Source organism: Kitasatospora sp. cg17-2 (assembly GCF_054031055.1).
This window is the reverse complement of record NZ_CM132923.1, coordinates 5,079,330-5,105,206: the sequence shown is the minus strand read 5'-3', so window position 1 is coordinate 5,105,206 and position 25,877 is coordinate 5,079,330. Positions and strand designations below refer to the sequence as shown.

22 protein-coding genes and 2 pseudogenes are annotated in these 25,877 nt (G+C 73.7%); 7 read left to right on the top strand and 17 right to left on the bottom strand.

Annotated features, from left to right (window positions below; translation table 11 throughout):
• Window positions 1-146: 146 nt before the first annotated feature.
• Together ACW14Y_RS21620 and ACW14Y_RS21615 are read left to right on the top strand one after the other, a co-directional pair.
• On the top strand, window positions 147-806 hold the full coding sequence (locus tag ACW14Y_RS21620; RefSeq protein ID WP_380305831.1) for a response regulator: 660 nt from the start codon (window positions 147-149) through the stop codon (window positions 804-806).
• Window positions 807-870: 64 nt separating this feature from the next.
• On the top strand, window positions 871-1,959 hold the full coding sequence (locus ACW14Y_RS21615; protein ID WP_380305829.1) for a phosphotransferase enzyme family protein: 1,089 nt from the start codon (window positions 871-873) through the stop codon (window positions 1,957-1,959).
• Between the two features lie 106 nt (window positions 1,960-2,065).
• On the opposite strand, the gene ACW14Y_RS21610 is transcribed toward ACW14Y_RS21615, so the two are convergent.
• The 11 genes and pseudogenes from ACW14Y_RS21610 to ACW14Y_RS21560 all read right to left on the bottom strand — a co-directional run bounded on the left by ACW14Y_RS21610 (window position 2,066) and on the right by ACW14Y_RS21560 (window position 14,193).
• The gene (locus ACW14Y_RS21610; RefSeq protein WP_456982996.1) at window positions 2,066-3,904 is read right to left on the bottom strand and encodes a protein kinase domain-containing protein; all 1,839 of its coding nucleotides are present in this window, start codon (window positions 3,902-3,904) and stop codon (window positions 2,066-2,068) included.
• A 110-nt stretch (window positions 3,905-4,014) separates the two neighbouring features.
• A complete protein-coding gene (locus ACW14Y_RS21605; RefSeq protein WP_380308129.1) occupies window positions 4,015-5,445 on the bottom strand; it encodes a protein kinase domain-containing protein in 1,431 nt (476 codons plus the stop codon).
• A 330-nt stretch (window positions 5,446-5,775) separates the two neighbouring features.
• Window positions 5,776-6,333 (bottom strand): bacterial proteasome activator family protein, encoded by a 558-nt coding sequence (locus ACW14Y_RS21600; protein WP_380308136.1) that lies wholly within the window; start codon window positions 6,331-6,333, stop codon window positions 5,776-5,778.
• 386 nt (window positions 6,334-6,719) lie between these two features.
• Complete coding sequence (locus ACW14Y_RS21595; protein ID WP_456982994.1) at window positions 6,720-7,706, bottom strand: hypothetical protein; 987 nt, start codon at window positions 7,704-7,706, stop codon at window positions 6,720-6,722.
• Between the two features lie 150 nt (window positions 7,707-7,856).
• The gene (locus ACW14Y_RS21590) at window positions 7,857-8,834 is read right to left on the bottom strand and encodes an NAD(P)H-quinone oxidoreductase (RefSeq protein ID WP_456982992.1); all 978 of its coding nucleotides are present in this window, start codon (window positions 8,832-8,834) and stop codon (window positions 7,857-7,859) included.
• Between the two features lie 86 nt (window positions 8,835-8,920).
• Complete coding sequence (locus tag ACW14Y_RS21585; protein ID WP_266315681.1) at window positions 8,921-9,916, bottom strand: potassium channel family protein; 996 nt, start codon at window positions 9,914-9,916, stop codon at window positions 8,921-8,923.
• A gap of 77 nt (window positions 9,917-9,993) precedes the next feature.
• Window positions 9,994-11,196: a molybdopterin molybdotransferase MoeA gene (locus ACW14Y_RS21580; protein WP_380386591.1), complete on the bottom strand. Its 1,203-nt coding sequence runs from the start codon at window positions 11,194-11,196 to the stop codon at window positions 9,994-9,996.
• 5 nt (window positions 11,197-11,201) lie between these two features.
• Window positions 11,202-11,486, bottom strand: a pseudogene (locus ACW14Y_RS21575) (DUF6457 domain-containing protein); the annotation flags it as partial.
• Between the two features lie 106 nt (window positions 11,487-11,592).
• Window positions 11,593-12,162, bottom strand: a pseudogene (mobA, locus tag ACW14Y_RS21570) (molybdenum cofactor guanylyltransferase); the annotation flags it as partial.
• 22 nt (window positions 12,163-12,184) lie between these two features.
• A complete protein-coding gene (locus tag ACW14Y_RS21565; RefSeq protein ID WP_456982990.1) occupies window positions 12,185-13,207 on the bottom strand; it encodes an MBL fold metallo-hydrolase in 1,023 nt (340 codons plus the stop codon).
• A gap of 224 nt (window positions 13,208-13,431) precedes the next feature.
• Complete coding sequence (locus ACW14Y_RS21560; protein WP_266270643.1) at window positions 13,432-14,193, bottom strand: polyprenol monophosphomannose synthase; 762 nt, start codon at window positions 14,191-14,193, stop codon at window positions 13,432-13,434.
• A gap of 321 nt (window positions 14,194-14,514) precedes the next feature.
• Here ACW14Y_RS21560 and manA point away from each other — a divergent pair, with 321 nt between their 5' ends.
• Window positions 14,515-15,714 carry a mannose-6-phosphate isomerase, class I gene (gene manA / locus ACW14Y_RS21555; RefSeq protein ID WP_402723135.1) on the top strand — a complete coding sequence of 400 codons (1,200 nt, stop codon included), beginning with the start codon at window positions 14,515-14,517 and terminating at the stop codon, window positions 15,712-15,714.
• Between the two features lie 52 nt (window positions 15,715-15,766).
• On the opposite strand, the gene dnaB is transcribed toward manA, so the two are convergent.
• Window positions 15,767-17,254: a replicative DNA helicase gene (dnaB, locus tag ACW14Y_RS21550; RefSeq protein ID WP_266315679.1), complete on the bottom strand. Its 1,488-nt coding sequence runs from the start codon at window positions 17,252-17,254 to the stop codon at window positions 15,767-15,769.
• Window positions 17,255-17,850: 596 nt separating this feature from the next.
• Between dnaB and ACW14Y_RS21545 the strand changes: the two genes are divergently transcribed.
• Window positions 17,851-19,176, top strand: a complete 1,326-nt coding sequence (locus ACW14Y_RS21545; protein ID WP_380308120.1) for an MATE family efflux transporter — start codon at window positions 17,851-17,853, stop codon at window positions 19,174-19,176.
• A gap of 154 nt (window positions 19,177-19,330) precedes the next feature.
• Here ACW14Y_RS21545 and rplI read toward each other — a convergent pair whose 3' ends face one another.
• The 4 genes from rplI to rpsF all read right to left on the bottom strand — a co-directional run bounded on the left by rplI (window position 19,331) and on the right by rpsF (window position 21,109).
• Complete coding sequence (gene rplI, locus ACW14Y_RS21540; protein ID WP_030392448.1) at window positions 19,331-19,777, bottom strand: 50S ribosomal protein L9; 447 nt, start codon at window positions 19,775-19,777, stop codon at window positions 19,331-19,333.
• Between the two features lie 17 nt (window positions 19,778-19,794).
• Complete coding sequence (gene rpsR / locus ACW14Y_RS21535) at window positions 19,795-20,031, bottom strand: 30S ribosomal protein S18 (protein ID WP_030304537.1); 237 nt, start codon at window positions 20,029-20,031, stop codon at window positions 19,795-19,797.
• A gap of 77 nt (window positions 20,032-20,108) precedes the next feature.
• On the bottom strand, window positions 20,109-20,723 hold the full coding sequence (locus ACW14Y_RS21530; protein WP_380308117.1) for a single-stranded DNA-binding protein: 615 nt from the start codon (window positions 20,721-20,723) through the stop codon (window positions 20,109-20,111).
• Between the two features lie 95 nt (window positions 20,724-20,818).
• Window positions 20,819-21,109 carry a 30S ribosomal protein S6 gene (gene rpsF, locus ACW14Y_RS21525; protein ID WP_030304539.1) on the bottom strand — a complete coding sequence of 97 codons (291 nt, stop codon included), beginning with the start codon at window positions 21,107-21,109 and terminating at the stop codon, window positions 20,819-20,821.
• A 299-nt stretch (window positions 21,110-21,408) separates the two neighbouring features.
• On the opposite strand from rpsF, the gene ACW14Y_RS21520 reads away from it, so the two are divergent.
• The 3 genes from ACW14Y_RS21520 (at window position 21,409) to ACW14Y_RS21510 (ending at window position 24,185) form a co-directional block, all read left to right on the top strand.
• Entirely contained in the window at window positions 21,409-21,708 is a 300-nt protein-coding gene (locus ACW14Y_RS21520; RefSeq protein WP_380308115.1) for a hypothetical protein, read from the top strand.
• 265 nt (window positions 21,709-21,973) lie between these two features.
• Entirely contained in the window at window positions 21,974-23,092 is a 1,119-nt protein-coding gene (locus tag ACW14Y_RS21515; protein ID WP_045938884.1) for a lipid II:glycine glycyltransferase FemX, read from the top strand.
• A gap of 58 nt (window positions 23,093-23,150) precedes the next feature.
• Entirely contained in the window at window positions 23,151-24,185 is a 1,035-nt protein-coding gene (locus ACW14Y_RS21510; protein ID WP_380308113.1) for an alanine racemase, read from the top strand.
• 33 nt (window positions 24,186-24,218) lie between these two features.
• Here ACW14Y_RS21510 and ACW14Y_RS21505 read toward each other — a convergent pair whose 3' ends face one another.
• The gene (locus ACW14Y_RS21505; RefSeq protein WP_380308111.1) at window positions 24,219-25,757 is read right to left on the bottom strand and encodes a glycosyltransferase family 87 protein; all 1,539 of its coding nucleotides are present in this window, start codon (window positions 25,755-25,757) and stop codon (window positions 24,219-24,221) included.
• Window positions 25,758-25,877 lie beyond the last annotated feature (120 nt).

Genomic DNA, 25,877 nt, shown 5'->3' with positions numbered 1-25,877 from the left:
GTTCAGGACACCAGCGCACGTTATCCGGGCGGAGGCTCCGGCGTAAGGGGGTTACCGGCATCGGTTTCGACCGCTCTGGCCGGATCGTGACCCCGGCGCGGTACGGGCGGGAGGTCTTTCGTAGGGTGATATGGGAGGCTTTGCGCGTGACTGATAACGGACAAATCACGGTATTCCTCCTCGACGACCACGAGGTGGTCCGGCGGGGTGTCCATGAACTCCTCTCCGTCGAGGAGGACATCGAGGTGGTCGGCGAGGCCGGCACCGCGGCCGAGGCGCTGACCAGGATCCCCGCCGTCCACCCCGATGTCGCGGTGCTCGACGTCCGGCTGCCGGACGGCAACGGCGTCGAGGTCTGCCGGGAGATCCGGTCCCGGATGCCGGAGATCAAGTGCCTGATGCTGACCTCGTTCTCGGACGACGAGGCCCTGTTCGACTCGATCATGGCGGGTGCCTCCGGCTACGTGCTGAAGGCGATCCGCGGCACCGATCTGATCACCGCGGTCCGGGACGTCGCGGCCGGCAAGTCACTGCTCGACCCGATCGCCACCAGCCGGGTGCTGGCCCGGCTGCGGGACGGCGGCGAGAAGGAGGACGAACGGCTCTCCCAGCTCACCAAGCAGGAGCGCCGCATTCTGGACCTGATCGGCGAAGGGATGACCAACCGTCAGATCGGCAATGAACTGCACCTCGCCGAAAAGACGGTGAAGAACTACGTCTCCAGTCTGCTCGCCAAGATGGGGATGGAGCGACGGACCCAGGCGGCGGCGTTCGTGGCGCGGCACCAGGCGGACCAGCAGCACTGATACGGCGAAGCACACAACTGACGACCTGTCAAGGACCCCCGCCGAGAGGTCCTAACCTCTGGCTGTGACTTTCAGCCAGACCCTTGCCTGTGCACCAGCCCGTCCCGACCTCACCGCACCCCCGATAGGAACGCTCAGCCCTCCCGTCCCCCACGCGGCGCTCGCCGAGGTCCTGCGCCGCTACCGGGTGGGCCGCCTGCTCACCGCCGAACCCGTCGCCGAAGGCCTGCTGAACCGCGGCTACCGGGTCACCACCGAGGCCGGCGGCTACTTCCTGAAGTGCTACGTCGACGCCGCGACCGCCGGCCGCGAGGCGGTCGCCGCCCACCACCGGGCGATGGCCGCCCTCGCCGCCCTGGGCCTGCCCGTCGAGCCCCCGCTCGCCCTCGCCGAACGGACCGGCACCATCGCCCCGTTCGGCGGCCGGCTGTTCGCCCTCTTCCCCTGGGTGGACGGCGGGCACCGCCACGGGACCGAGCTGTCCCCGCCGCAGTGCGCCGAGCTGGGCGCGCTGCTCGGCCGGCTGCACGGCGCCCTCGACGAGGTCTGCGCGCCCGTCGCACAACCCTCCGGCTACCGCAGCGCCGATCCGCTCGACAGCTCCGCGCTCGCCCACGACCTGCGCGAACGGGCCCGCGAGCACCACCCGCACGGCGAACTGGACGCGCTGGTCGAGCGCCGGCTGGACGAACGGCTGGAGCTGCTCGCCGAGCACGCCCACCGGCGTCCCGCCCCGGGCGCCGCCCCACCCACCGGCTGGACCCACGGCGACTTCCACGGGCTCAACCTGCTGCACCGGGACGGACGGATCGCGGCCGTCCTGGACTGGGACAAGCTGGGCCGCCAGCCGCGCGCCGAGGAGGCCGTCCGCGCCGCCACCCTGGTCCTCAACGACCGCGTCACCGGGGTGCTGGACCTCGTCCGGGTCCGGCACTGGTCCCAGGCCTACCGGGCCACCGGGGCCGCCACCGCCGAGCACCTGGCCGCCGCCACCCACCGGGTCTGGTGGGAGCGGCTGAACGACTTCTGGATGCTCCAGTGGCGCTACCAGCGGGGCGACCACCGGGCCGACCCGCTCTACCCCGCCTCGGCGGGCCAGCTGGCGTGGTGGTGCCAGGAGTACGAGCAGGTCCTGGACGCCTTCGCCAACTGACCCCGCGGCCGGCCGGACCCGCACGGGGAACGGCCTACCGGACCCGCACGGGGAACGGCCGGCCGGACCCCCTCGGCCGATCACGGCCGGGGGCGGGCCGGATCCGTCAGGGAGCGGCCGGGGTGACCGGCGCTCCGGTCGGCGGCTTCGGAACGGTGCCGCGCGGCGGCACCCCGGCACCGCCCCCGGCCGGCGGCGTCTGGCTGCCGCCGCCGGTCGGCGGCGGGTTGGTCGCCGGCGGGGCCGTGGCCGGGGGCGTCGTCGCGCCGCCGCCCGTCCCCGTGGTCGGGGTGTTGGTCGGCGGAGCACTGGCCGTCCCGGACGCCGACATGCTCGGGCTCGGCGCCTTGCTGCCGGTCGTGCTCGGTGTCGGCGCCGCCGGGCTGCTGGAGTGCTTTCCGGTCGGCTGGCTCGGCGGCTGGGTCTGGTTGCCGCCGTTGTTGGTGGTGTCGGTCGTCTGCGGCTGCTGCGGACGACGCGAGTTCTGGCCGCTCGGGGCCGTGGTCGTGGTCGAACCGGAACTGGGCGTGGTCGCCTCCGGCGCCGTCGACACCACCCCGGTGCTCGGGCCGAGGTCGCTCGGCTTCCCGCCGCCGCCTCCGCCGTTGTCGTTGCCGCTCAGTGCCATGGCGATGCCCGCACTGGCCGCGACGACCACCGCCACGACGGCGGCCACCCAGCGCCACGGACCGCGCCGGCCGCCGCCGCGCCCGTGTCCGCCGCCCTGCCCGTCGTCCGGACCGTCGCCTCCGCCGCCGTAGGACGGGTAGCCGGAGGACGGCGTGTGCGGGCCGCCCGGCACCTGGTACGGCAGCATCGCCGTCGGGTCGCCCGGGACACCCGCCCCGAGCACCGCCGTCTCGTCCGCGCCCAGCGGGGGCATCCCGCCGTGGCCCTGGCCGGCCGCGGCCAGCCCGGCCGTCGCGCCGAGCGGCCAGCCGCCGGTGCCGCCGGTGAGCTCGCGCAGCGCGTGCTCGATGTGCGCGCGGAACTCGTCCGCGTCCTGGAAGCGGTCGTCCGGGTTCTTCGCGAGCGAGCGCAGCACCAGGTGGTCCAGGCCGGCCGGGACCCGCGGATTGGCCTGCGAGGGCGGCACCGGCATGTCCTGCACGTGCTGGTAGACCACCGACAGCGGGGTGTCGCCGGTGAACGGCGGCCGCAGCGCCAGCAGTTCGTAGAGCATGCAGCCGGCCGCGTACAGGTCGGAGCGGTGGTCGACCGGCTTGCCCAGCGCCTGCTCCGGCGAGAGGTACTGCGGGGTGCCCATGACCATGCCGGTCTGGGTCATGGTCGAGGCCGTGCCGGTGAGCGCCCGGGCGATGCCGAAGTCCATCACCTTGACCGCGCCGGTGGTCGTGATGATCACGTTGGCCGGCTTGATGTCACGGTGCACGATGCCGTGCCGGTGGCTGTAGGCGAGCGCCTCCAGCACCCCGGCGATGATGATCAGCGCCTGGTCGACCGGCGGCTCCTCCTCGTCCACCAGCAGCTCGCGGACGGTCCGGCCCTCGACCAGCTCCATCACGATGTACGGCGTCGACTCCTCGCCGACGTACTCCTCGCCGGTGTCGTACACCGCGACGATCGCGTGGTGGTTGAGCGCCGCGACGGCGTGCGCCTCCCTGGTGAAGCGGAGCCGGGCGATCTCGTCCTGGGCCAGTTCACCGCGGAGCAGCTTCACCGCGACGGTCCGCCCGAGCCGGACGTCCTGGGCGGCGAGCACCTCGGCCATGCCGCCCCGGCCGAGCCGGTGGGTCAGTCGGTAGCGGCCGTCACCGACCGTGCCCAGCGGCGCGGCGGTGCCCCGGCCGGGCGTCTGCGGGCCGCCGTACGGCGGGAGCGCGGTCGTGGCCGCGTCGCCACCGGGCTCGGGCATCCTGGGGGCCCCGCCGCCCGGACCGGTCGCCCAGGCCCCGTCGTCGTCCGGATGCTGCGTCTGTGCCATCGCTCCTCGCCCCGGGCCTTCGCTCGGATCGCGGTGCCCTGTCGCTCGTGTCCCCGAACGCTACCGCCTCCGGCCGACCCCCGGAGCACGCGTGTTCCGGGTGGAATCCGTCAGAGCAGGCCATTCCGGTCGGCCTGGCCGTCCAGTCGCAGCACCGTGGCCGCCGCGCCCGAGACGCCCCTGGTCGACCCGCTCTTCGAGGTGTCCTCGGCCCGGTTGACCACGATCGCGATGATGATGACCGCCAGCACGATCACCCCGACGATGATGCCGATGATCACCAGGGCGGTCGAGCAGCCACCGCTGTTCGACGCGGGCACCGGCTGCGGCTGGAACGGCGGCGCCGGCATCGGGTGCGGCGGCGGGGTGTGCGCCTGCTGCGGGAACGGGTGCGGGGTGTGCGGCGCCTGGAACGCCGGCGGCGGCGTCTGGAACGGCTGCGGCTGCGGGAAGGGGTGCGGCGTGTGCGGCGCCTGGAACGCCGGCGGCGGCGTCTGGAAGGCCTGCGGCTGCGCGTGCTGCTGGAAGGGCTGCGGCTGGAAGGGCTGCGGCTGCGCGAACGGCTGCGGGGTCTGCGGCGCCTGCGGCGCGGCGTGCACCGACCGCGGACCGTCGGTGATCACCAGCGGGTTGCTGGCCGCCAGCGGGCTGCCGCCGCCCTTGCCGGCCGCGATCAGCCGCTCGGCCTCGTCCCGCATCGCCGCCGCGCTCGGGAAGCGGTGCGCCGGGTCCTTGCGCAGCGCCGTCGCGACGAACCCGTCGACCGCCGGGGCCAGCCGCGGGTTGAGCGTGGACGGCGCCGGCGGCTCCTCCTGGACGTGCTTGTACGCGATCGAGAAGGCCGAGTCGCCGTCGAAGACCAGCTGACCGGTGATCATCTCGAACAGCATCACGCCGACCGAGTAGAGGTCGGAGCGGGCGTCCACCGGCTTGCCCAGCGCCTGCTCGGGCGAGAGGTACTGCGGGGTGCCGACCACCATGCCGGTCTGGGTCATCGAGGTGACCCCGCTCTCCAGCGCGCGGGCGATGCCGAAGTCCATGACCTTGACGTTGCCCTTGCGGTCGAACATGACGTTGCCGGGCTTGATGTCGCGGTGCACCAGGCCCATGTCGTGCGAGGCCTCCAGCGCGTTCAGCACACCGATGGTGACCCGCAGCGCCTCCTCGACCGGCATCGCGCCGTGCTGGCCGACCGCCTCGTTGATGGCGTCCCGCAGGCCCTTGCCGTCGATCAGCTGCATCACGATGTACGGCGTGCTGGAGCCGTCCTGGGCGATGTCCTCGCCGCTGTCGTAGACGGTGACGATGTTCGGGTGCTCCAGCCGGGCCACCGCCTGGGCCTCGCGGCGGAACCGCTCCTTGAACGAGTCGTCCCGGCCCAGCTCGGCGTGCATGCTCTTCAGCGCGACCTGCCGGTCCAGCACGCTGTCGTAAGCGAGGTGGACCGAGGCCATGCCGCCCTCGCCCAGCACCCGCTGCAGCACGTACCGCCCGTTGCCCAGGGAGTAGCCCTCGGCCGCCGCGTTGCCGTGCTCGCTCATGGTCCTCTGCTCCCCCTCGGCGCGGCCGTACCGCCGCGACCGTGACATTCGGTCTCGTCCGTGCGTGTTCTCCGGGCCCGGCCCGCTGGCCTGCCCGACCCCTGCCGCGACGCTCGCCCGGACTGCGACAGGGGGTCAGGGTATCGGCTCGCGCGGACACCGAACGGCCCAGGGCCGACACTGTGTCCAGGTCGCGACCCGGTACCGGTCGGTAGTGCCCGCGCCGCCGGGACGGCCGACCGTGCCCCGTGCCGTGCCGCCCCGTCGGGGCTTCGGCGGTACGGGTACGGCCGACGTCCACGGGTGCGCGGACGCCTGCGAGCGGGGCGGCTACAGGTACGGACCGGAGCGGATGCCCCGGCCCTCGCCGGGCTCGTCCCCCTCCGGCTCCCCACCGTTCAGGCCGGGCGGCAGCGCCCGCCGCATCTGCTCCAGCTGCGCCCGGGCCGCCATCTGCTGCGCGAACAGCGCGGTCTGGATGCCGTGGAACAGGCCCTCCAGCCAGCCCACCAGCTGCGCCTGGGCGATCCGCAGCTCGGCCTCGGTCGGGATCGAGTCCTCGGTGAACGGGAGCGACAGCCGCTCCAGCTCGGCCACCAGCTCGGGGGCCAGGCCCAGCTCCAGCTCCTTGATCGAGCTGGCGTGGATGTCCTTCAGCCGCGCCCGGCTGGCCTCGTCGAGGGGAGCCGCCCGGACCTCCTCCAGCAGCTGCTTGATCATGCTGCCGATCCGCATGACCTTGGCGGGCTGTTCGACCATCTCGGTCACCGGCAGTTCACGCGGACCGTCGCCGCCGTCCCCCATCGGGCCGGCCGTCGCCGAACCCACCGGCAGCCCGTCCGGTCCGACGATCAGCACCTTCTGGCCGTCCTGCGACTGCCCGCCCATGGCCTGGTGGAAGTCCTGCGACGAGTACTCGTTCATCGGATTCGTCATGAACCACATTCTCCCTCACTGGGGTTGCCGGGGAGGAGGCCCCCGACCCACCCGCCCCGCCCCGTCCCGCCGCCGGTGCCACGACCGGCCGCGCGCCCGCGACCGCGAACGCGACCGGGAACGACGCTACGCCCGGGGGCGGGGCGGCGGTATCCGTACGGATACTCAGTCCGCCCCCGGTCCGGGACACCGGGACGCCCCTGTCCGAGCACCGGTCCGGCCGGTCCGGCGCGCGTTCGACCGCCGGGACGCGGTCAGTGCCGACGCGGCCGGACCGGGACCGACGCTGCGGCCCGGGGCACCGGGACGCCCCTGCCCGGCCCCGCCCGCCGGGACGGTCAGTGCCGACGCAGCCGCAGGCCGATCAGGCCGAGACCGCAGCCGATCAGGCCCAGACCGGCTCCCAGCGGGAGCTGGCGGGTGGCCGCGTCGTCCCAGCGGGTGGGCAGCAGGGCCGGGCCCACCAGCACCGCCTGCGGCCCGGGCCGGCCGAGTGCCAGGGTCTCGCCGCCGGAGCCGTCGTCCGGCACGGCCTGCTCCACCGCGCCGTCGGCACCCCCGGCCGCCGGGCCCGGGGCGGCGTCCGCCGCGGCGACCTGCTGCTCCGGCGCCTGCTCGGCCGCCCGCGCCCGGCCCAGGTCCGGCGCCCCCTCGGGGGCCGACCCGGCGCGCTCGGGCGCCGAGGCCGGGCGGTGGCGCCCGTGGCGCTGCTCCCGGTCGGCCCAGGAGGGACCCGGGCGGACCCGGCCGACCGTCTGCCACGCCACCGCCGTGGCGGCGGGAACGACCGAGGACGGCGACGCCGAAGCGGCCGGCCCCGGGGAGGACGGCTCGGCGGGGGAGGGCTCGGACGCGGCCGGCTCGGCGGAGGTCTCCGCGACGGCCGTCGGCTCCGGCTCAGGACCGGCGGACGGCTGCTGCGACTCCTGCTGCGGCTCCGGCTCGGGCTCCGGATCGGGCTCCGACTGCGGCTGCGGCTGTGGCCGCGGGTCCGGCTCCGGCTCCGGCCGGGGCTCCGGGGAGGCCACCGGGGAGAGCCCGTCCGAAGGCCCCGCCGACCCGGACGGCGCCGGGGCCCCCGGCCGCTCCGACGGTTCGGGGGCGGCGACGGGGACGGGAGCGGCACCGACCGCACCGGTCGGCGTGCTCGGCAGCGCGATCGCGGCCGGCCCGAGCACCAGCGGCACGGCGAGCCCGAGCACCGCCACCGCCAGCAGCCGCCGACCGTTGCGACCGGGAGAACCGTTGCGACGGGGAGAAGGGGAAGGGTGCGGCGCCAGTGCCGCGGGCAGCGGCCCGAGGAACGCGGACGAGGGTGCGGGCACGGTCGAGGTCCTTCCGCGACGGCCGACCGCGCTGGGCGGGGTCGGCGGCGGGACAGCTCCCGTCCAGACTCACACAGTCCGACATTCCGGGCATGTCGTACGGCGGGCCCGGGCGCCCGACAGGCCCCCGGACCCGCCGGACCCGCGGTCTCAGACCTTCAGGACCACCTTGCCGACCTGCGCCCCGCCCTCCAGCACCCGGTGCGCCTCGGCCGCCTCCGCCAGCGGCAGCACCCGGTCGACCACCGGCCGGACCACGCCCGACTCCACCAGCGGCCAGACGTGCTCGCGCACCGCCGCCACGATCGCCGCCTTCTCGGCCAGCGGCCGGCCGCGCAGATTGGTCGCGATCACCGCGGCGCGCTTGCGCAGCAGCGTGTTGAGGTTCAGCTCGCCCTTCACCCCGCCCTGCAGCCCGATGATCACCAGCCGGCCGTTGACCGCCAGCGCGTCCACGTTCCGCGACAGGTACTTGGCGCCCATGATGTCCAGGATCACGTCCGCCCCGGCGCCGCCGGTGGCCTCCCCGAGCACCTCGACGAAGTCCTGCTCGCGGTAGTCGATCAGCACATCGGCGCCCAGTTCGGCGCAGCGGGCCAGCTTCTCGGGGCCGCCCGCCGTCACCGCGACCCGGGCGCCGACGGCCTTGGCCAGCTGGATCGCCATCGTCCCGATGCCGCTCGCGCCGCCGTGCACCAGCACCATCTCGCCGGGCCGCAGCCGCGCGGTGAGGAAGACGTTGGACCACACCGTGCAGACCACCTCCGGCAGCGCGGCGGCCTGCTCCGGCGTCAGCCCCTTCGGAAGCGGCAGCAGTTGGCCGACCGGCACCGCGACCCGCTCCGCGTAGCCGCCGCCGACCAGCAGCGCGCACACCTCGTCGCCGACCGCCCAGCCGGCCACCCCGGGCCCCAGCGCGGCGATCCGGCCCGCGCACTCCAGGCCCGGATAGCGCGAACTGCCCGGCGGCGGATCGTAGAAACCCTGCCGCTGGAGCAGGTCGGCGCGGTTGACGGCGGTGGCCGCCACCTCGACCAGGACCTCGCCCTCCCCGGGCACCGGGTCCGGCACCTCCGCCCAGCGCAGCGCCTCGGGCCCGCCGGGTTCAGGAATCGTCATCGCATGCATGGGCCCGACGCTACTGCGCCCCGACGGCCGGAGCGCCGTCCAACCCGCCGGACGGGACCGCGACCGGGCCCGCCGGACGGGCAACCCTACGCCGGGGAGGCCGACTTGATGACGATCACCCGGTCCGTGAGCTGGAGCGTCTGCGCCTCCGGCTCGGTGTAGTTGATCACCCGTCGGCCGCGGACCACCGCGACGACCAGGTCCTCGCACTCGCGCGGGCTGTGCCCGGCCTCGGCCCGGGTCACCGGGCGTTCGACCACGTCCAGGCCGTCGCCGTAGGTGAGCAGGTCCTCCATCACCGCGCCGGTGTGCGGGCTGAGCATCGACATCCCGAGCAGCCGGCCCGCCGCGCTGGAGCTGGTCACCACCACGTCGGCGCCGCTCTGCCGCAGCAGCGGGGCGTTCTCGTCCTCGCGCACCGCCGCCACCACGGTCGCCGTGCGGGTGAGCTGGCGGGCGGTCAGGGTGATCAGGGCGGCGGTGTCGTCCCGCTCCGGTGCCACCACCACCCGGGCGGCGGTGGGGAGTCCGGCCCGCAGCAGGGTGTCGGTCCTGGTGGCATCGCCGAGCACGGCCACCAGACCGTGCTGGGCGGCCTGGTCGACCGCCTTGCGCTGCGGGTCGACCACCACGATCTCCTCCTTGCGCACCCCCTGCAGGAGCAGGGTGTCGATCGCGCTGCGGCCCTTGGTTCCGTAGCCGATCACGACGGTGTGCTCGCGCACGGTGGACCTCCAGCGGTTCAACCGCCACTGCTGGCGGGTGCGTTCGGTGAGCACCTCCAGGGTGGTGCCGACCAGGATGATCAGGAACAGCACCCGCAGCGGGGTGATCACGAAGATGTTGGTGAGCCGGGCGGTGTCGCTGTACGGCGTGATATCACCGTAGCCCGTGGTGGAGAGCGTCACCGTGGCGTAGTAGGCCGAGTCCAGCAGGCTCACCCCGCCCCCGGCGTTGTCGTTGTAGCCCTCGTGGTCCAGCCAGACGATCAGCGTGGTGGCCACCAGCACGGCCAGGGCCAGCAGCAGCCGGAAACCCACCTGCCGGAGCGCCGGGGCGCTGCGCCGGGCGGGCAGCACGATCCCGGCGTCCGCCCAGGACTCCGCCTCGGCCGAGGCGCGGCCGGAGAAGCGGCCGAACCCCCGTCCCCCGCCGGCGCTCACGGTGCCTCCAGCAGTTCGACCGCGGTGCCGGCCGCCGCGCCGCCCGGCGGCACCACGGCGAGCGCCTCCGCCAGCGCGACCCCGCGCAGCATCGCCGGTCCGTCGTAGGGGAGTTGGACCACCCCGTGGGCGGTCCGCCGGACCGGCAGCAGCCGGGTGTCCACCGGATGCCCGGGCAGGGCGGCGACCGCGACGGCCCGGACCGGCTCGCCGGGACCGCGCCCGGCCAGCGCGTGCAGCAGCGGCAGGGCGAGTGTGACCGCCCCCGCGACCGCGGCCAGCGGATTGCCCGGAAGGCCCACCAGGTGCCGCCCGCCGGGCAGTTCGGCCAGCAGCATCGGATGGCCGGGGCGGACGGCGACCCCGTCCACCAGCAGCCGGGCGCCCACCTCGGCGAGCGCCCGGTGCAGGAAGTCCACCGGACCGGCCGCCGTCCCGCCGGTGGTGACCACCACATCGGCGGTGGAGTGCCGCAGCGCGTCCCTGAGCAGTCCGAAGTCGTCGCGGACGGCGCGCGGTTCGCCGGTCTCCGCGCCGGCCGCCCGCAGCCACGGCGGCAGCAGCGGACCGAGCGCGTCCCGGACCAGGCCGGGCCGGGGCAGTCCGGAGCCGAGCAGTTCGTCGCCGAGCACCAGCAGCTCCACCACCGGGCGGCGGTGCACCGCCAGCCGGTCGTGGCCGCCGGCCGCGGCCAGGCCGAGCACGGCCGGACCGATCCTGGTCCCGGCCGGGAGCAGTTCCTCGCCGCGACGGCACTCCTGGCCGCGCGGCCGGACGTCCTGGCCGGTGGTCAGCGCGCCGGGGGCGCGCTCGCGCAGCAGCGGTCCGTCCGGTTCCCCGTGCTCGCGGCGGAGCACGGCGGTGGCGCCCGGGGGGAGCTGGGCACCGGTGGCGATCTCGACGGCGGCACCGTCGGCCAGCGGGCCATCCGCGGGCCGCCCGGCCAGCAGCCGGCCGGACACCCGCCAGGGGCCGGGGCCGGCCACCGCCCAGCCGTCCATCGCCGAGGTGTCGAAGGCGGGCAGGTCGGTGAGCGCGGTCAGCGGCTCGGCGAGGGTGCGGCCGAGCGCCTCGGCCAGCGGGACGCGCGGGGGCGCGGACCCGGGCCGGCCGGCCCGGCGGGCGGTCTCCCGGGCCGCCGCCCAGCCTGTCGGGCCGGTCGGGGCCGGCGGCTGGTCGAGCACGACGAGGTCCTCCACCGCGCTCACGGCTGTCCCTGGTCCGTGGCCGCGGCGGCCCAGCGCTCGGCGAGCGCGGCGGCCCGCCGGGACGCCTCGGCGACCGCCTCCGGCCCACCGCCGCCCTGCGCGGCGGCGTACCCGATCAGAAAGGTGGTCAGCGGGGCGGCGGGCCGGTCCACCCCGTGGGCGACCACCCGGGCCAGGTCGAGCAGACCCTTGACGTCGACGTCCAGGTCGATGCCCAGCTCGGTACAGGCCTCGGCGATCCAGTCATCCAGCGTGCGCTCCATGCGGACATGCTGCCTGATCGGCGGTTTCCCCGGGATGTTTGCCCGGTGAGCGCCGCGCGTCGTTTCCCGCACACCCGGGTGCCGGGCGGGGTGAGGAACGGGGTCGGGACTGCTACCGGCCGTCGCGTTCCCGGGCCCGGGCGAGGTCCTCCCAGGTGTCGCAGTCGTAGGTGACGTCGTCGGTGTCGGCCAGCCGCAGGGTGCGCAGGGAGCCGGTGAGGCGGCGCAGCGGGAGGCCGGCGGGGTCCCCGGCGGCGGCCAGCGCGGTGCGCAGGGCGGCGGTGCGGTAGGCGGCGGCGAGCGGCTGGTCGCGGCCGGCGGCGTCGACCAGGACGGCCGCCTCGGTGTCCGGCCCGGCCTCGTCGAGGGCGGTGACCAGTCGGTGGACGGTCCGCTCGTCGAGGAACGGCAGGTCGGCGGCGAGCAGCAGCACCAGTTCGGCGGTGACCTCGGTGAGACCGGCCGCGACGGCCGCCACCGGTCCGCCGCCGGGCGGCCGCTCGCGGGTCAGCCGGACCCCGGGGCGCCTGGTGGGCCGGGCCGGGCCGACCACCACGGTGGTCCCGGCGTCCGCGCAGGCGGCGAGCACCCGGTCCAGCAGGGTGGTGCCGCCGACGGTCAGGGCCGGCTTGTCCTCGCCGCCGAGCCGACGGGCGGCTCCCCCGGCCGGGACGATCACGTCGTACGGCGTCATGCCGCCAGTATCCGCCGTCGGCTCAGCCGGCGGTACGGCCGGGCGCTTCCCCGTCGCCCGCGCCCGCCGCCTCCTCGGCGTCCGCCGCCTCCTCCGCGTCCTCCTCGGCGACGACGGCGTCCTCCTCGGCGACGTCAGTGTCCTTCTCGGCCGCGTCGGCGGCCTCCTCGGCGACGTCGCCGGCCTCCTCGGCCGCGGCCGGGGCGGCGGCGGTGTTGGCGGCCGCGCTCAGCTCCAGCACGGCCGGCAGGGTCAGCTCCCCGTACCGCTCGTTCACGGCCGCGGCCAGTGCCTCCGCGTCGTCCGGGTGCTCGGCCAGCAGCCGGTCGAAGTCCTGCAGGTACTCCCCGGTGAAGGCGAGCACCCGGGCCGCGTCGTCCCCCTGCTCGGGCGCGCGGTGTCCGGCGATCACCCGCTCCACGCCGAGCTCGGCGATCCGGCCGAGGTTGCGGATCCACTCGGTGCGGCGTTCCGGCGTGGTGTCGGCGGTCCAGACGTGGGTGCCGTTGTAGACGAAGTCGCCGGCGATCACGGTCCGGATGCTGGGCACGTGCACCACGGTGGAGCCGTCGCAGTCGCCCTGTCCGAGCAGCAGCACCGGGATCGCCTGCCGGTCGATCATCAGCGGCTGGGGGAGCAGCGGGGCCGGGACCAGCGGGTGGTCCGGGATGTCGTCCCCGAACACCGGCTTCCACTGGGCGACCTTCGCGGCGGCGGTGCGCAGGATGCCGTCCACGACCGGCGGCGCGGCCAGCAGCCGGGCGTCCGGGAAGAGCCGCAGCACCTCCTCGGCGCCGAAGTAGTGGTCGGGGTGGTGGTGGGTGACCACGATGGCGAGCAGCCGGCGGCCCTTGCCCGCGACCCACTCGGCCAGCTCGCGACCGGCGCTGCGGGTGAGCTGGGCGTCGACCAGGATCGCCGTGCGCTCGCCGAGGATCAGCGTGGAGGTGGCGAAGAAGGCCGACTCGGGGCCGGTGAAGACGGCCACCTCCAGCGGCCGGACCGGCGCCTCGGCGGTGTTCTGCTCGGACGGGGACGGCGTCACTGGTTGCTCCCTCTGGTTCGGCTGCCCCGGTCTCGGTCCGGCTCGGCGGTGGTGGCGGTGTGTGGCGGTGGTGGTGTGTGGTGTGTGGTGGCGGCGAGTACGGCGGCCCCCGGCACGACCGGGCCTCGCGCCCTACAGCATGGGAGCAGGGCACGCCGAAAACGCGGAAGGCGCGCCCGAAGGGGCACGCCTTCCCGCTCACGTGTCCGGGTGGCCCGGCGGCGTCAGCGCTTCTTGCCGGTCAGCCGGGCGAAGCGGTCGGCGACGCCCCAGGAGGTCACCCGCCAGAGCGCCTCGACCACGATGTTCCGGCTCATCTTGGACGCGCCCAGCTCCCGCTCGACGAAGGTGATCGGCACCTCGGCCACCTTGAAGCCGGCCTTCACGGTGCGCCAGGCCAGGTCGACCTGGAAGCAGTAGCCGGCCGAGGCGACCTCGTCCATGCCCAGGCCCAGCAGGGTCTCCTTGCGGAACGCCCGGTAGCCGCCGGTGACGTCCCGGATCGGCACGCCGAGCATCAGCCGCGAGTAGGTCGAGCCGGCCCGCGAGAGCAGCAGCCGGGACTTCGGCCAGTTCACCACCCGGCCGCCGGGCACCCAGCGCGAGCCGAGCACCAGGTCGGCGCCGCGCAGCGCGGTCAGCAGCCGGTCCAGCTCCTCGGGCCGGTGGGACCCGTCGGCGTCCATCTCGACGAGCACGTCGTAGCCCTCGTCGATGCCCCAGCGGAAGCCCGCCAGGTAGGCGGCGCCCAGGCCCTCCTTGCCCTTGCGGTGCAGGACGCGCACGTGGGAGTCCTCGGCCGCCAGCTTGTCGGCGAGCTCACCGGTGCCGTCCGGGCTGTTGTCGTCGGCGACGAGGATGTGCACCTCGGGGACGGCGGCGCGGACCCGGCCGACGATGCGCTCGACGTTCTCCACCTCGTTGTAGGTGGGGATGATCACCAGCACCCGGCCGAGATCAGCAAAACTCTGCTGGTTGACGGTCACGTACTAACCTCTCGGCCGGTGGCGGGAAGTGCCAGTCACCGTTGCCCGCACTCATCAGGACACACAGTCCCGGCCGGCACCCGCCGACTGGGGGACACTGTGGAAAACACTGGGTCCTGGCATCCTACTACCGCGTTCTCCCACCGACCCGCCGCCCGAGGCACTCCCCACCGGCCTCCGGCGTTTCCCCTGCGGAGGCACCGGTCGGCTAGGGTCGATGCCCGGCCTTTGCCCGGATGCCCACCGTCGGCACCGCCCGCGGGGCGCCGCCCGGCGGCGAGGCCCGCCAGCCCACCGCAGCAAAGGAGCAGGACCGCGCCCATGGACAAGCTCGTCAACACCGTCCGCCCGTACGCCTGGGGATCCGTCACCGCGCTCCCCGAGCTGCTCGGGCAGGAGCCGACCGGCGAACCGCAGGCCGAGCTCTGGATGGGCGCCCACCCCGGCGACCCCTCCCGGGCCGACCGGGGCGAGGGGCCGCGCCGGCTGGACGAGCTGATCGCCGCGGACCCCGAGGGCGAGTTGGGGGCCGCCTCGGTGGCCCGGTTCGGGCCCACCCTGCCGTTCCTGCTCAAGGTCCTCACCCCGGGCATCCCGATCTCCATCCAGGCCCACCCCTCGCTCGACCAGGCCCGGGCCGGTTTCGCCGCCGAGAACGCCCTGGGGATCCCGCTGGACGCCCCGCACCGGAACTACCGGGACGCCAACCACAAGCCCGAACTCATCTGCGCCCTGGGCGACTTCGACGGGCTGTGCGGCTTCCGCCGGCCCGCCGACGCGGCCGCTCTGCTGGCCGGTCTCGGCGTCCCCGCGCTGGAGCCGGTGATCGCCCCGCTCCGGGCCGAGGACGAGTCCGAGGCGCTCAGCGGCGCCCTGGCCGCCGCGCTCGGCCTGGAGGGCCCGGCCGCCGCGGCCGTGGTCCGGGACACCGCCGAGGCGATCGGCAAGGCGGCCGCCGAGGACCCGGACGGGCCGTACGCGCCGTACGTCCGGATCGCCCGGGACTTCCCCGGCGACCGCGGGCTGATCGCCGGACTGCTGCTCAACCACGTCCTGCTGCGCGCCGGCGAGGCGCTCTACCTGGGCGCCGGCGTCCCGCACGCGTATCTGCACGGCGTCTGTGTCGAGCTCCAGGCCAACTCGGACAACGTGCTGCGGGCCGGCCTCACCCCCAAGCACATCGACGTGCCGGAGCTGCTCAAGGTGGTCGTGTTCGCCGCCACCGCGCCGGAGCCGCTGCTGCCGGTCGCGGTGGACGGGACGCCGGGCGAGGAGCTCTACCCCGTGCCGATCGACGAGTTCCGGCTCTCCCGCTTCGTCCTCGACGGCGCGGAGCGGACGCTGCTCGGCGACGCGCCGCAGATCCTGCTCTGCACGGCGGGCGCGGCCCGGCTGGCCTCGGCCGACGGCGGCACGCTGGAGCTGGCCCGCGGCGAATCCGCCTTCCTCCCGGCCACCGGCGCCCCGGTCCGGCTGACCGGCACCGACGCCACCGTCTTCCGGGCCACCGTCACGCTCTGAGCCGTCCGTACCGCCCCGGGGCGGGCCGGGGCGGGCCGGGGTCCGACAACCCCTAGTCGCGGGTCATGTCGACGAAGCGCGAGTAGTGGCCCTGGAAGGCCACGGTGATGGTCGCGGTCGGGCCGTTGCGGTGCTTGGCGACGATGAGGTCGGCCTCGCCCGCGCGGGGGGACTCCTTCTCGTAGGCGTCCTCGCGGTGCAGCAGGATGACCATGTCCGCGTCCTGCTCGATCGAGCCGGACTCACGCAGGTCGGAGACCATCGGCCGCTTGTCGGTGCGCTGTTCGGGACCACGGTTCAGCTGGGACAGCGCGATCACCGGCACCTCCAGCTCCTTGGCCAGCAGCTTCAGGTTTCGCGACATGTCGGAGACCTCCTGCTGACGGTTCTCGGCCCGGCGGGAGCCGCCGGACTGCATCAGCTGGAGGTAGTCGATGACGACCAGTTTGATGTCGTTGCGCTGCTTGAGCCGGCGGCACTTGGCGCGGATCTCCATCATCGACAGGTTCGGCGAGTCGTCGATGAACAGCGGCGCCTCGCTGACGTCCGGCATCCGGCGGGCGACCCTGGTCCAGTCGTCGTCCGTCATCGAGCCGGAGCGCATGTGGTGCAGCGCCACCCGCGCCTCGGCGGAGAGCAGACGCATGGCGATCTCGTTGCGGCCCATTTCGAGCGAGAAGATCACGCTCGGCAGCTTGTGCTGGATCGAGCAGGCCCGGGCGAAGTCCAGTGCCAGGGTGGACTTTCCCATCGCGGGACGGGCCGCGATGACGATCATCTGGCCGGGGTGCAGCCCGTTGGTGAGCGCGTCGAAGTCGGCGAAGCCGGTCGGGACACCGGACATCTGGCCGTTGCGGGAGCCGATCGACTCGATCTCGTCGAGGGCGCCCTCCATGATGTCGGCGAGCGGCGCGTAGTCCTCGTTGGTGCGCTGCTCGGTGACGGCGTAGATCTCCGCCTGGGCCGCGTTGACGATCTCGTCGACGTCGCCCTCGGCGGCGTAGCCCATGCCCGCGATCCGGGTGCCCGCCTCGACCAGCCGGCGCAGCACCGCGCGCTCGTGCACGATCTGCGCGTAGTACTCGGCGTTGGCGGCGGTCGGGACGGAGTTGACCAGGGTGTGCAGGTAGCCGGGGCCGCCGACCCGCTGGAGCTCGCCGCGCTTGGTCAGCTCACCGGCGACGGTGATCGGGTCGGCCGGCTCGCCGCGCGCGTACAGGTCGAGGATCGCGCCGTGCACCAGTTCGTGCGCGGGGCGGTAGTAGTCGGCGGGCTTGAGCACCTCGACCACGTCGGCGATGGCGTCCTTGGACAGCAGCATGCCGCCGAGGACGGACTGCTCGGCCGCGAGGTCCTGCGGGGGGACCCGCTCGAAGCCCTCCAGGCCGCCCTCCCCGGAGCGCTCGTCCTCGCCGCCCTGGCGCCGCTTGCCGTCCCGCTGGAAACCGCCCGAACCGCCGGAGCCGCCCTTGCCGCCCTTCTGGAAGCCGCCGCCCTCCCCCTTGCCCTGGCCGTTGCCGCGGGCGCGCGAGACCGGCAGCCGGTCGCCGGGACCGTCCGGGAAGGGGGCGTCGGCGAAGGCACCGACCGGGAAGGGGTCGTCGGCACCCTGCCAGTCGTCCTCCGGCGGGGGCGGGGCGTCGTGGTCGTCGTACTGGGGGCCGGTCACGCGTGTTCCCCGATCAGCGAGTGGTGCGAGTTGGAGCGGGCCTTGCCGGTGGCGGCCGGGAGGGAGCGGAGCCCGACTCCCCGCCACCGCATTTCTACGCCACCGCACCGACAAATCGGACGCCGGGGCGGGTGGGAGTGTCGGCCGGAGGCCCCACGCTAAGGCGCCGGGAGCCTTTCGGCCAAGGCGGTTATCCACAGGGGGTGTGGACGAGCGCCCGATGGCTGTGGAGAAGTACCGCAAACCTGTGGACGCCCCTGTGGAAAGCCCTGTGGATAACCAGACCATCGATCCACCGTCAACTCGCTGACCTGGGATTCCCTCCTCCAGGGCCTGTGCATGAGAAATTCTTCACACACAGTCGGGTGGCGGTGGACACAGACCCGGACGGCCCAGTCGCCCAGGCGTACGAGTAAGCTGTGCAATCCCCTGGCGGCACTTACCTGTGGATGAGTAGCCTGGACCCCATGACCCTCACCGCCGACCGCCGCCGCCACGACCGGGAGATCCTCGCCCTCGCCGTCCCCGCCTTCGGCGCCCTGGTCGCCGAGCCGCTCTTCCTGATGGCCGACTCCGCCATCGTCGGCCACCTCGGCACGGCCCAGCTGGCCGGTGTCGGCGTCGCCTCGGCCGCCCTCACCACCGCGACCGGGGTCTTCGTCTTCCTCGCCTACGCCACCACCGCCGCGGTCGCCCGCCGGATCGGCGCCGGGGACCGCCGGGCCGCGATCCAGCAGGGCATCGACGGCATCTGGCTGGCCCTGGCGCTCTCCGCCGCCGTGGTCGCGCTGACCCTGCTGCTCGCCCCCCGGGTGGCCGACGCCCTCGGCGCCTCGGCGACCGCCGCCCCGTACGCGGTGACCTATCTGCGGATCAGCGCGCTCGGCATCCCGGCCGTCCTCATGGTGATGGCCGCCACCGGAGTGCTGCGCGGCCTCCAGGACACCCGGACCCCGCTGTACGTGGCCGTGGCCGGGTTCGCCGCCAACCTCGGGCTGAACGTCGGCCTGGTCTACGGCGCCGGGCTCGGGGTGGCCGGCTCGGCCTGGGGCACGGTGATCGCCCAGACCGGCATGGCCGCCGTCTACGTGTTCGTGGTGGTGCGCGGGGCCCGCCGGGAGCGCGCCTCGCTCCGGCCGGACGCCGCCGGGATACGCGCGAGCGCCCGGGCCGGCGGGCCGCTGATGGTCCGCACCCTGAGCCTGCGCGCGATCCTGATGATCGCCACCGCGGTGGCCGCCGGGCTCGGCGACAAGGAGATCGCCGCCCACCAGATCGCGATGACGGTGCTGCTGTTCATCGCCTTCGCGCTGGACTCCATCGCGATCGCCGGCCAGGCCATCATCGGCCGCTACCTGGGGGCCTCGGACGTCCCGGGCACCCGGGCGGCCACCCGGCGGATGATCGAGTGGGGCGTCGGCGCCGGGGCGGTGCTGGGCGTGCTGGTCGTGGTCGCCCGGCCGCTGTACGTCCCGCTGTTCACCCCGGACCCGGCCGTGCAGCAGGAGCTGAACACCGTCCTGCTGCTGCTCGCGCTCTGCCAGCCGGTCTCCGGACTGGTCTACGTCCTGGACGGCGTGCTGATGGGCGCGGGGGACGGCACCTACCTGGCCCTGGCGATGCTCGCCACGCTCGTCGTGTTCGCCCCGGCCGCGCTCGCGGTACCGGCCAGCGGCACCGGTCTGGCCGGGCTCTGGTGGGCGCTGAACCTCTTCATGCTGGTCCGCGCGGGCTTCCTGGTCGTTCGGGCCCGGGGCGGCAAGTGGCTGGTCACCGGCGCCGTCCGGAGCTGAGCCCCCGGCCCGGCGCCGTCCGGAGCCGAGACCCCGGCCCCCGCAGAGCCCGGGAGCACCGCGCCGTACCTGGCCGGCCCCCGGAACGACCGAGGGCCGGCCTCCCCCGAGGGGGAGACCGGCCCTGCGGCCACTGCTACGGCGTTGTCGCTGATCAGGCGGCGACGACGGCGATGTCCAGGTTGGCCTGGACGTCCGAGTGCAGCTTGACCGAGACCTTGTGGGTACCCACGGTCTTGATCGGCGAGGCGATCGCGACGGCGCGCTTGTCGACCGCCGGGCCGCCGGCGGCCTTGATGGCCTCGACGACGTCGGCCTGGGTCACCGAGCCGAACAGACGGCCGGCGTCGCCCGAGCGAACGGCCAGCTTGACCTGGACGCCCTCGAGCTTGCCCTTGACCTCGTTGGCGGCCTCGAGGGTCTGGATCTGGTGGATCTTGCGGGCGCGACGGATGGCGTCGACGTCCTTCTGACCACCCTTGGTCCAGCGGATGGCGTAGCCACGCGGGACCAGGTAGTTGCGGGCGTAGCCGTCCTTGACCTCGACGACCTCGCCGGCGGAGCCGAGACCCGGCACCTCGTGAGTGAGGATGATCTTCATTATTCGGTCACCCTCTCTTAGCGCGCGGTGCTGGTGTAGGGCAGCAGCGCCATCTCACGGCTGTTCTTCACGGCCGTGGCGACGTCACGCTGGTGCTGGGTGCAGTTGCCGGTGACCCGGCGGGCACGGATCTTGCCACGGTCGGAGATGAACTTCCGCAGCAGGTTCGTGTCCTTGTAGTCAACGTAGTTGACCTTGTCCTTGCAGAAGACGCAAACCTTCTTCTTCGGCTTGCGAGCAGGCGGCTTCGCCATTGTGTGCTCCATTGGGTTCACGACCGGGCCGGCGTCTCACGACGCCGGGCCCCTGGCCGCACGAAATCTGTCAGCTCTTAGAACGGGGGCTCTTCCGAGAAGCCGCCACCGGCCGGGGCACCCCAGCTGCCGCCGCCCTGGTTTCCACCAGAGGGAGCGCTGGACGCCCACGGGTCGTCGGAGGGGCCGGACTGGCCACCGGAGTTTCCACCCCAGCCGCCACCCTGCTGGCCGCCACCGCCGCCCCAGTTGCCGCCGCCCTGGCCGCCGCCCTGAGGGCCGCCGCCGAAGCCGCCGCCGCCGGGGGCGCCGCCGGGACCACCGGACCGGTTGGCCCGGGTGACCTTCGCGGTCGCCGAGCGCAGGCTCGGACCGACCTCGTCGACCTCGACCTCGAAGACCGTCCGCTTCTCGCCTTCCTTGGTCTCGTAAGACCGCTGGCGCAGTCGGCCCTGCACGATGACGCGCATGCCGCGCTGCAGCGACTCGGCCACGTTCTCCGCCGGCTGCCGCCAGACGTTGCACGTGAGGAAGAGGCTCTCGCCGTCCTTCCACTCGTTCGTCTGACGGTCGAAGGTGCGGGGGGTGGACGCGATGCGGAACTTCGCGACCGCCGCACCCGACGGGGTGAAGCGCAGCTCGGGGTCGTCGACGAGATTGCCGACGAGGGTGATGACGGTCTCGCCTGCCATGTGGTGATGACCTCTCGGGAAGATGTCCGTTCACCGCTGTTTCACGTGAAACAGCGGACGCGAGCTACCCGAGACCCGAAGGCCTCAGAGGTGGCTCAGTGGGTGTCCGGGCGCAGGACCTTGGTCCGCAGAACCGACTCGCTCAGGCCCATCTGGCGGTCGAGCTCCTTGACGACCTCAGGCGTGGCCTGGAGGTCGATGACCGAGTAGATGCCCTCGGACTGCTTGTTGATCTCGTAGGCCAGACGGCGGCGACCCCAGGTGTCGACCTTCTCGACCTTGCCGCCCGCGTTGCGGACGACAGCCAGGAAGCTCTCGATCAGGGGGGAAACGGCGCGCTCCTCGACCGAGGGGTCGAGGATGACCATCACCTCGTAGTGACGCATGAGTAACCCACCTCCTTTGGACTCAACGGCCACGGTCTCTCCGTGGCAGGAGGGTTGTGCAGCGTCGACACCGGTGCAGTGCCGACTTCGGCCACCGTAGCGGCCGGGTCGGACAGCCCGTCCCCGTTCACCCGAAAGAGGGCAGCGGAGGGCACAGCTACACCAGTGCAGACGACCCACCCTACCCGCACCCGGACGGACGAACAAAACGCATAGGGGTTGTGAGACCGACCCAACCGCCGCAATCTGGACGGAACGGGTTTCCTGCTCGTTCGTCTCCACGCCAGGAGGTGGGACACATGGCCCAGACCGTCCACCGCATGCCTGCCCTCACCCTGAACACCGACGGCCACCCGCACCCCCGCGAGAACACCCTGGTCGGCGTCACCGCCGTACTGGGCGTGATCGCCTTCACCACCTCGTTCTTCCACAACCTGCATCTGCTGACCTCGTGGACCGGCCTGTTCGGGATCGTCACCGGCCTGCTGGGGATGTACATCTCCGTGACCACGGCCGAGCGCTTCGTCCTGATGATCACGCTCGGCGCCTCGGCGATCGGCTTCTACCTCGGTATCGCCCGCGGCGGGCTCTGGGGCTAGCCCCACCCCGTAAGGAACCCCCGGCGCCCCCGCGGCGTATCTGTCTTCGACGGACCGGTACGCCGCGGGGGCGCCGCCGTGCCCTCAGCAGACCACCGCAGCAGACCACCGCAGCAGACGGCCGCGGCGGACGACCCGCGGCGGACGAGATCCACCGCGGCGAGCCCAGCAGCCGACGGGACCCACGGCCGGAGGAACCCCGGACGATAGGGTCAGCCCGAGAACACGGGGCCCACCGCAGCCCGACCGACGAGGAGCACCGAGCATGAGCCTGCGCCTGAGGACGATCACCCGCGAGGAGCACCTCGCCTTCATCAGGAGCCGCGCCTCGGCCAGCCACATGCAGGTGCCGTCCTGGGGCGACGTGAAGGCCGAGTGGCGCACCGAGTCGATCGGCTGGTTCGACCAGAACAACCAGCTCGTCGGCGCCGGCCTGGTGCTCTACCGCCAGCTGCCCAAGGTCAAGCGCTACCTCGCCTACCTGCCCGAGGGCCCGGTGATCGACTGGTTCGACCGCGACCTCGACCGCTGGCTGCAGCCGATGCTCGCCCACCTGAAGTCCCAGGGCGCCTTCTCGGTGAAGATGGGCCCGCCGGTGGTCATCCGCCGCTGGAACGCCCCGACCATCAAGGAGGCCATCGCCGGCAAGGAGGCGAAGCGCCTGCGCGACATCGAGGCCGACTGGTACGAGCCGCGCGCCTTCGAGGTCGCCGACCGGCTGCGCAAGGCCGGCTGGCTCCAGGGCGAGGACGGCGGCGCCGGCTTCGGCGACGTCCAGCCGCGCTACGTCTTCCAGGTGCCGCTGGCCAACCGCTCGCTGGACGACATCCAGAAGGGCTTCAACCAGCTCTGGCGCCGCAACATCAAGAAGGCCGAGAAGAGCGGCGTCGAGGTGGTCCAGGGCGGCTACGACGAGCTGCCGATCTTCCACCAGCTCTACCTGGTGACCGCCGAGCGCGACAAGTTCACCCCGCGCCCGCTGTCGTACTTCCAGCGCATGTGGAACGCCCTCACCGCCGAGGACCCGAACCGGATGCGCCTGTACATCGCCTACCACGAGGGCGAGCCGCTGGCGGCGACCACGATGCTGGTCGTCGGCGAGCACGTCTGGTACTCCTACGGCGCCTCGGCCAACCACAAGCGCGAGGTCAAGCCGTCCAACGCGATCCAGTGGCGGATGATGCGCGACTCCTACGCACTGGGCGGCGGTGTGTACGACCTCCGCGGCATCTCCGACACCCTGGACGAGAACGACCACCTGTTCGGCCTGATCCAGTTCAAGGTCGGCACCGGCGGCCAGGCCGCCGAGTACCTCGGCGAGTGGGACTTCCCGCTCAACAAGCTGCTGCACAAGGCCCTCGACCTCTACATGTCGCGCCGCTGAGCAGCACCCCGCCGAGCCCCCGAGCCGCCGTGCCCAACACCCCCTGGGAGATGACCCGATGACGCTGTCGCTCTATCTCGACACCGAACGCTGGCGTACCCACCAGCGCTCCGTCCTGGCCGAGTTCCCCGGCCTGGTGCCGGTGGCGAAGGGCAACGGCTACGGACTGGGCAACCACCGCCTGGCCGAGGAGGCGACCCTCCTCGGCACCGGCGTGCTGGCCGTCGGCACCGCCTACGAGGCCGCCGACGCGGCCGACTGGTACGGCGGCGAGCTGCTGGTGCTCACTCCCTACCGGGTGGGCGAGGAGGCGCTCCCGCTGCCGCACGCCCGGGTGATCCGGACGGTGGCCAACGTGGCCGGCGTGCGGGCGCTGCACGGCGCCCGGGTCGTGCTGGAGTGCATGACCACCATGCGCCGGCACGGCGTCTCGGCGGCCGACCTCCCGGCGGTCGCCGCCGAGCTGGACGGCATCGCCTTCGAGGGCCTGGCGCTGCACCTGCCGATGGACCGGCCGGACGGCTCCAGCCCGGTCGACGAGGTCGCGTACTGGGTGGAGACCGCCCGGGCCGCCGGTCTCCCGGTGCACACCGTCTTCGTCAGCCACCTCGGCGCGGCGGGCATGGAGCAGCTGGCCCAGCGCTTCCCCGGCACCGTCTTCCGGGCCCGGATCGGCACCCGGCTCTGGCTGGGCGACCACGGCGCGCTGGAGGTCAGGGCCACGGTGCTGGACGTGACCCCGGTCAAGAAGGGCGACCGCTACGGCTACCGCCAGCACCCGGCGCCGGCCGACGGCCACCTGCTGGTGGTCGCGGGCGGCACCGCGCACGGCATCGGCCTGGAGGCGCCCAAGTACGTCCAGGGCATGTCCTCGCGGGCCAAGGGCATCGCCCGGGCCGGTCTGGCCACCGTGAACAAGACCAAGTCGCCGTACCACTGGGCGGGCAAGCAGCTCTGGTTCGCCGAGCCGCCGCACATGCAGGTGTCGCTGCTGCTCCTGGACGGCGAGAGCGAGCCGCCGGTGATCGGCGACGAGCTGGGCCTCCAGGTCCGGCACACCACCACGCACTTCGACCGCGTGGTCGACCGCTGAGGCCGGGGTCGGCCCCCGCGGGGGCCGACCCGGTCAGACCTTCTCGGCCGGTTCCGCGGCGGGCGGCTCCTCCAGCCACGCCTCGGGGCCGGCCGGCGCGTACCCGGCGTAGCTCTCCTCCTCGCGCAGCCGGCGGGCGCTGCCGAGCACGAACACGTCCGGGGCCCCGTCGAGCACCCCTCCGGACGGGTCGTCACTGCCGTCCCAGCGGACCGGGTCGCGGTCCGGCAGCAGGATGTCGCGGATTACCAGGCCCACCAGGTAGAGCGTGCCGAGCAGGTGCAGCACGATCGCGAAGTGGTACCAGGACTCGCCGAGGCCGTGCTGCTTGGCGCCGGTGACGAAGCCCAGGTGGGACCAGATGCCCAGGGTGTAGAGCACCTCGCAGGCCTGCCAGATCAGGATGTCCCGCCAGCGCGGCCGGGCCAGCACCGCCAGCGGCAGCAGCCAGAGCACGTACTGCGGCGAGTACACCTTGTTGAGGAGCACGAACGCGGCCACCACCAGGAAGGCCAGCTGGACCACCCTCGGCCGGCGGGGCGCCGCGAGCCCGAGCCACGCTATCCCCGCGCAGCTCAGCAGCATCAGGACGGCGATGAAGGTGTCGAGGTTCGCCAGTCCGACGCCGCGGTTCTGCATCAGGATCAGCCACAGCGAGCCGTAGTCCTCGGTGCGGTGCTTGCTGAAGACGTAGAAGGTCGACCAGCCCTGCCAGTTCGCCATCATGATCGGCAGGTTGACCAGCAGCCAGGCGCCGACCGCGCCGCCGAGCAGTGCCCGCAGGTCGCGCCCGCGCCCGGCCCGCCAGCAGAGCACCACCAGTGGGCCGAGCAGCAGCAACGGGTAGAGCTTGGCCGCGGTGGCGAGCCCGATGAACACACCGGCCCAGAGCGGTCGCGAGCCGGACCACCAGGCGAGCGCGACGGCGGCCAGCGCGACCGCCAGCAGGTCCCAGTTGACGGTGGCGTTGAGCAGCAGCACCGGCGCCAGGGCGAACATCAGCGCGTCCCAGGGGCGGCGCCGGTGGGTGCGGGAGAGCGCGACCACGGCGACCACCGCGCAGGCCATCAGCAGGCCCGCGTTGATGGTCCAGAACCAGCGCTCCTGGTCCTGGAGGGCGCCGCCGCCGGGCGTCAGCCAGGCCGAGACCTGCATGAACAGGCCGGTCAGCACCGGGTACTCCAGGAACTGCAGATCCCCGGAGGTGCCCGGGATCCGGTCCACGTAGGGGTGCAGTCCGGCCGCGAAGCCGCGCCCGGAGAACAGGTGCGGGATGTCGCTGTAACAGGCGTGCACGTACTGCGGCGAGCCGGGCTGGAACCAGGCGGCGTTGTAGCAGGGCAGCTTCTGCGCCATGCCCAGCACCGAGACCACGATCACCACCAGCGCCAGGAAGCGGGCCGGGATCCACCAGGAGACGCCGAGCAGGGCGCGCCGTCCGGGCGGACCGCCGATCACCTCGCTGCCGGCGGCCGCGACCGGGTCCTCGTCCGCCGGCACCACCACGGTGTTGGCCTGCGGACCGGCCGCCGGCGCGGCCCGGTCCTCTTCCTCACGAGTGCTGGACGTCATGGCGGACATCCTGCCGCACCCCGCCCGCCCGTACGAGGAGGCCCCTGCCCCTTTTCCCCGGACCCCGGTGGCCGGGACCGGCCCCGGCCACCCTCCCGGGGCCCGGGTACCGGCACGAAT

What these genes read in the sequence shown, in the direction of transcription:
- ACW14Y_RS21610 (WP_456982996.1), bottom strand. Translation starts at nt 3,904, where the DNA reads ATGGCACAGACGCAGCATCCGGACGACGACGGGGCCTGGGCGACCGGT.
- ACW14Y_RS21605 (WP_380308129.1), bottom strand. Translation starts at nt 5,445, where the DNA reads ATGAGCGAGCACGGCAACGCGGCGGCCGAGGGCTACTCCCTGGGCAAC.
- ACW14Y_RS21600 (WP_380308136.1), bottom strand. Translation starts at nt 6,333, where the DNA reads ATGGGCGGGCAGTCGCAGGACGGCCAGAAGGTGCTGATCGTCGGACCG.
- ACW14Y_RS21590 (WP_456982992.1), bottom strand. Translation starts at nt 8,834, where the DNA reads ATGCATGCGATGACGATTCCTGAACCCGGCGGGCCCGAGGCGCTGCGC.
- manA (WP_402723135.1), top strand. Translation starts at nt 14,515, where the DNA reads ATGGACAAGCTCGTCAACACCGTCCGCCCGTACGCCTGGGGATCCGTC.
- ACW14Y_RS21545 (WP_380308120.1), top strand. Translation starts at nt 17,851, where the DNA reads ATGACCCTCACCGCCGACCGCCGCCGCCACGACCGGGAGATCCTCGCC.
- rplI (WP_030392448.1), bottom strand. Translation starts at nt 19,777, where the DNA reads ATGAAGATCATCCTCACTCACGAGGTGCCGGGTCTCGGCTCCGCCGGC.
- rpsR (WP_030304537.1), bottom strand. Translation starts at nt 20,031, where the DNA reads ATGGCGAAGCCGCCTGCTCGCAAGCCGAAGAAGAAGGTTTGCGTCTTC.
- ACW14Y_RS21530 (WP_380308117.1), bottom strand. Translation starts at nt 20,723, where the DNA reads ATGGCAGGCGAGACCGTCATCACCCTCGTCGGCAATCTCGTCGACGAC.
- rpsF (WP_030304539.1), bottom strand. Translation starts at nt 21,109, where the DNA reads ATGCGTCACTACGAGGTGATGGTCATCCTCGACCCCTCGGTCGAGGAG.
- ACW14Y_RS21520 (WP_380308115.1), top strand. Translation starts at nt 21,409, where the DNA reads ATGGCCCAGACCGTCCACCGCATGCCTGCCCTCACCCTGAACACCGAC.
- ACW14Y_RS21515 (WP_045938884.1), top strand. Translation starts at nt 21,974, where the DNA reads ATGAGCCTGCGCCTGAGGACGATCACCCGCGAGGAGCACCTCGCCTTC.
- ACW14Y_RS21510 (WP_380308113.1), top strand. Translation starts at nt 23,151, where the DNA reads ATGACGCTGTCGCTCTATCTCGACACCGAACGCTGGCGTACCCACCAG.
- ACW14Y_RS21505 (WP_380308111.1), bottom strand. Translation starts at nt 25,757, where the DNA reads ATGACGTCCAGCACTCGTGAGGAAGAGGACCGGGCCGCGCCGGCGGCC.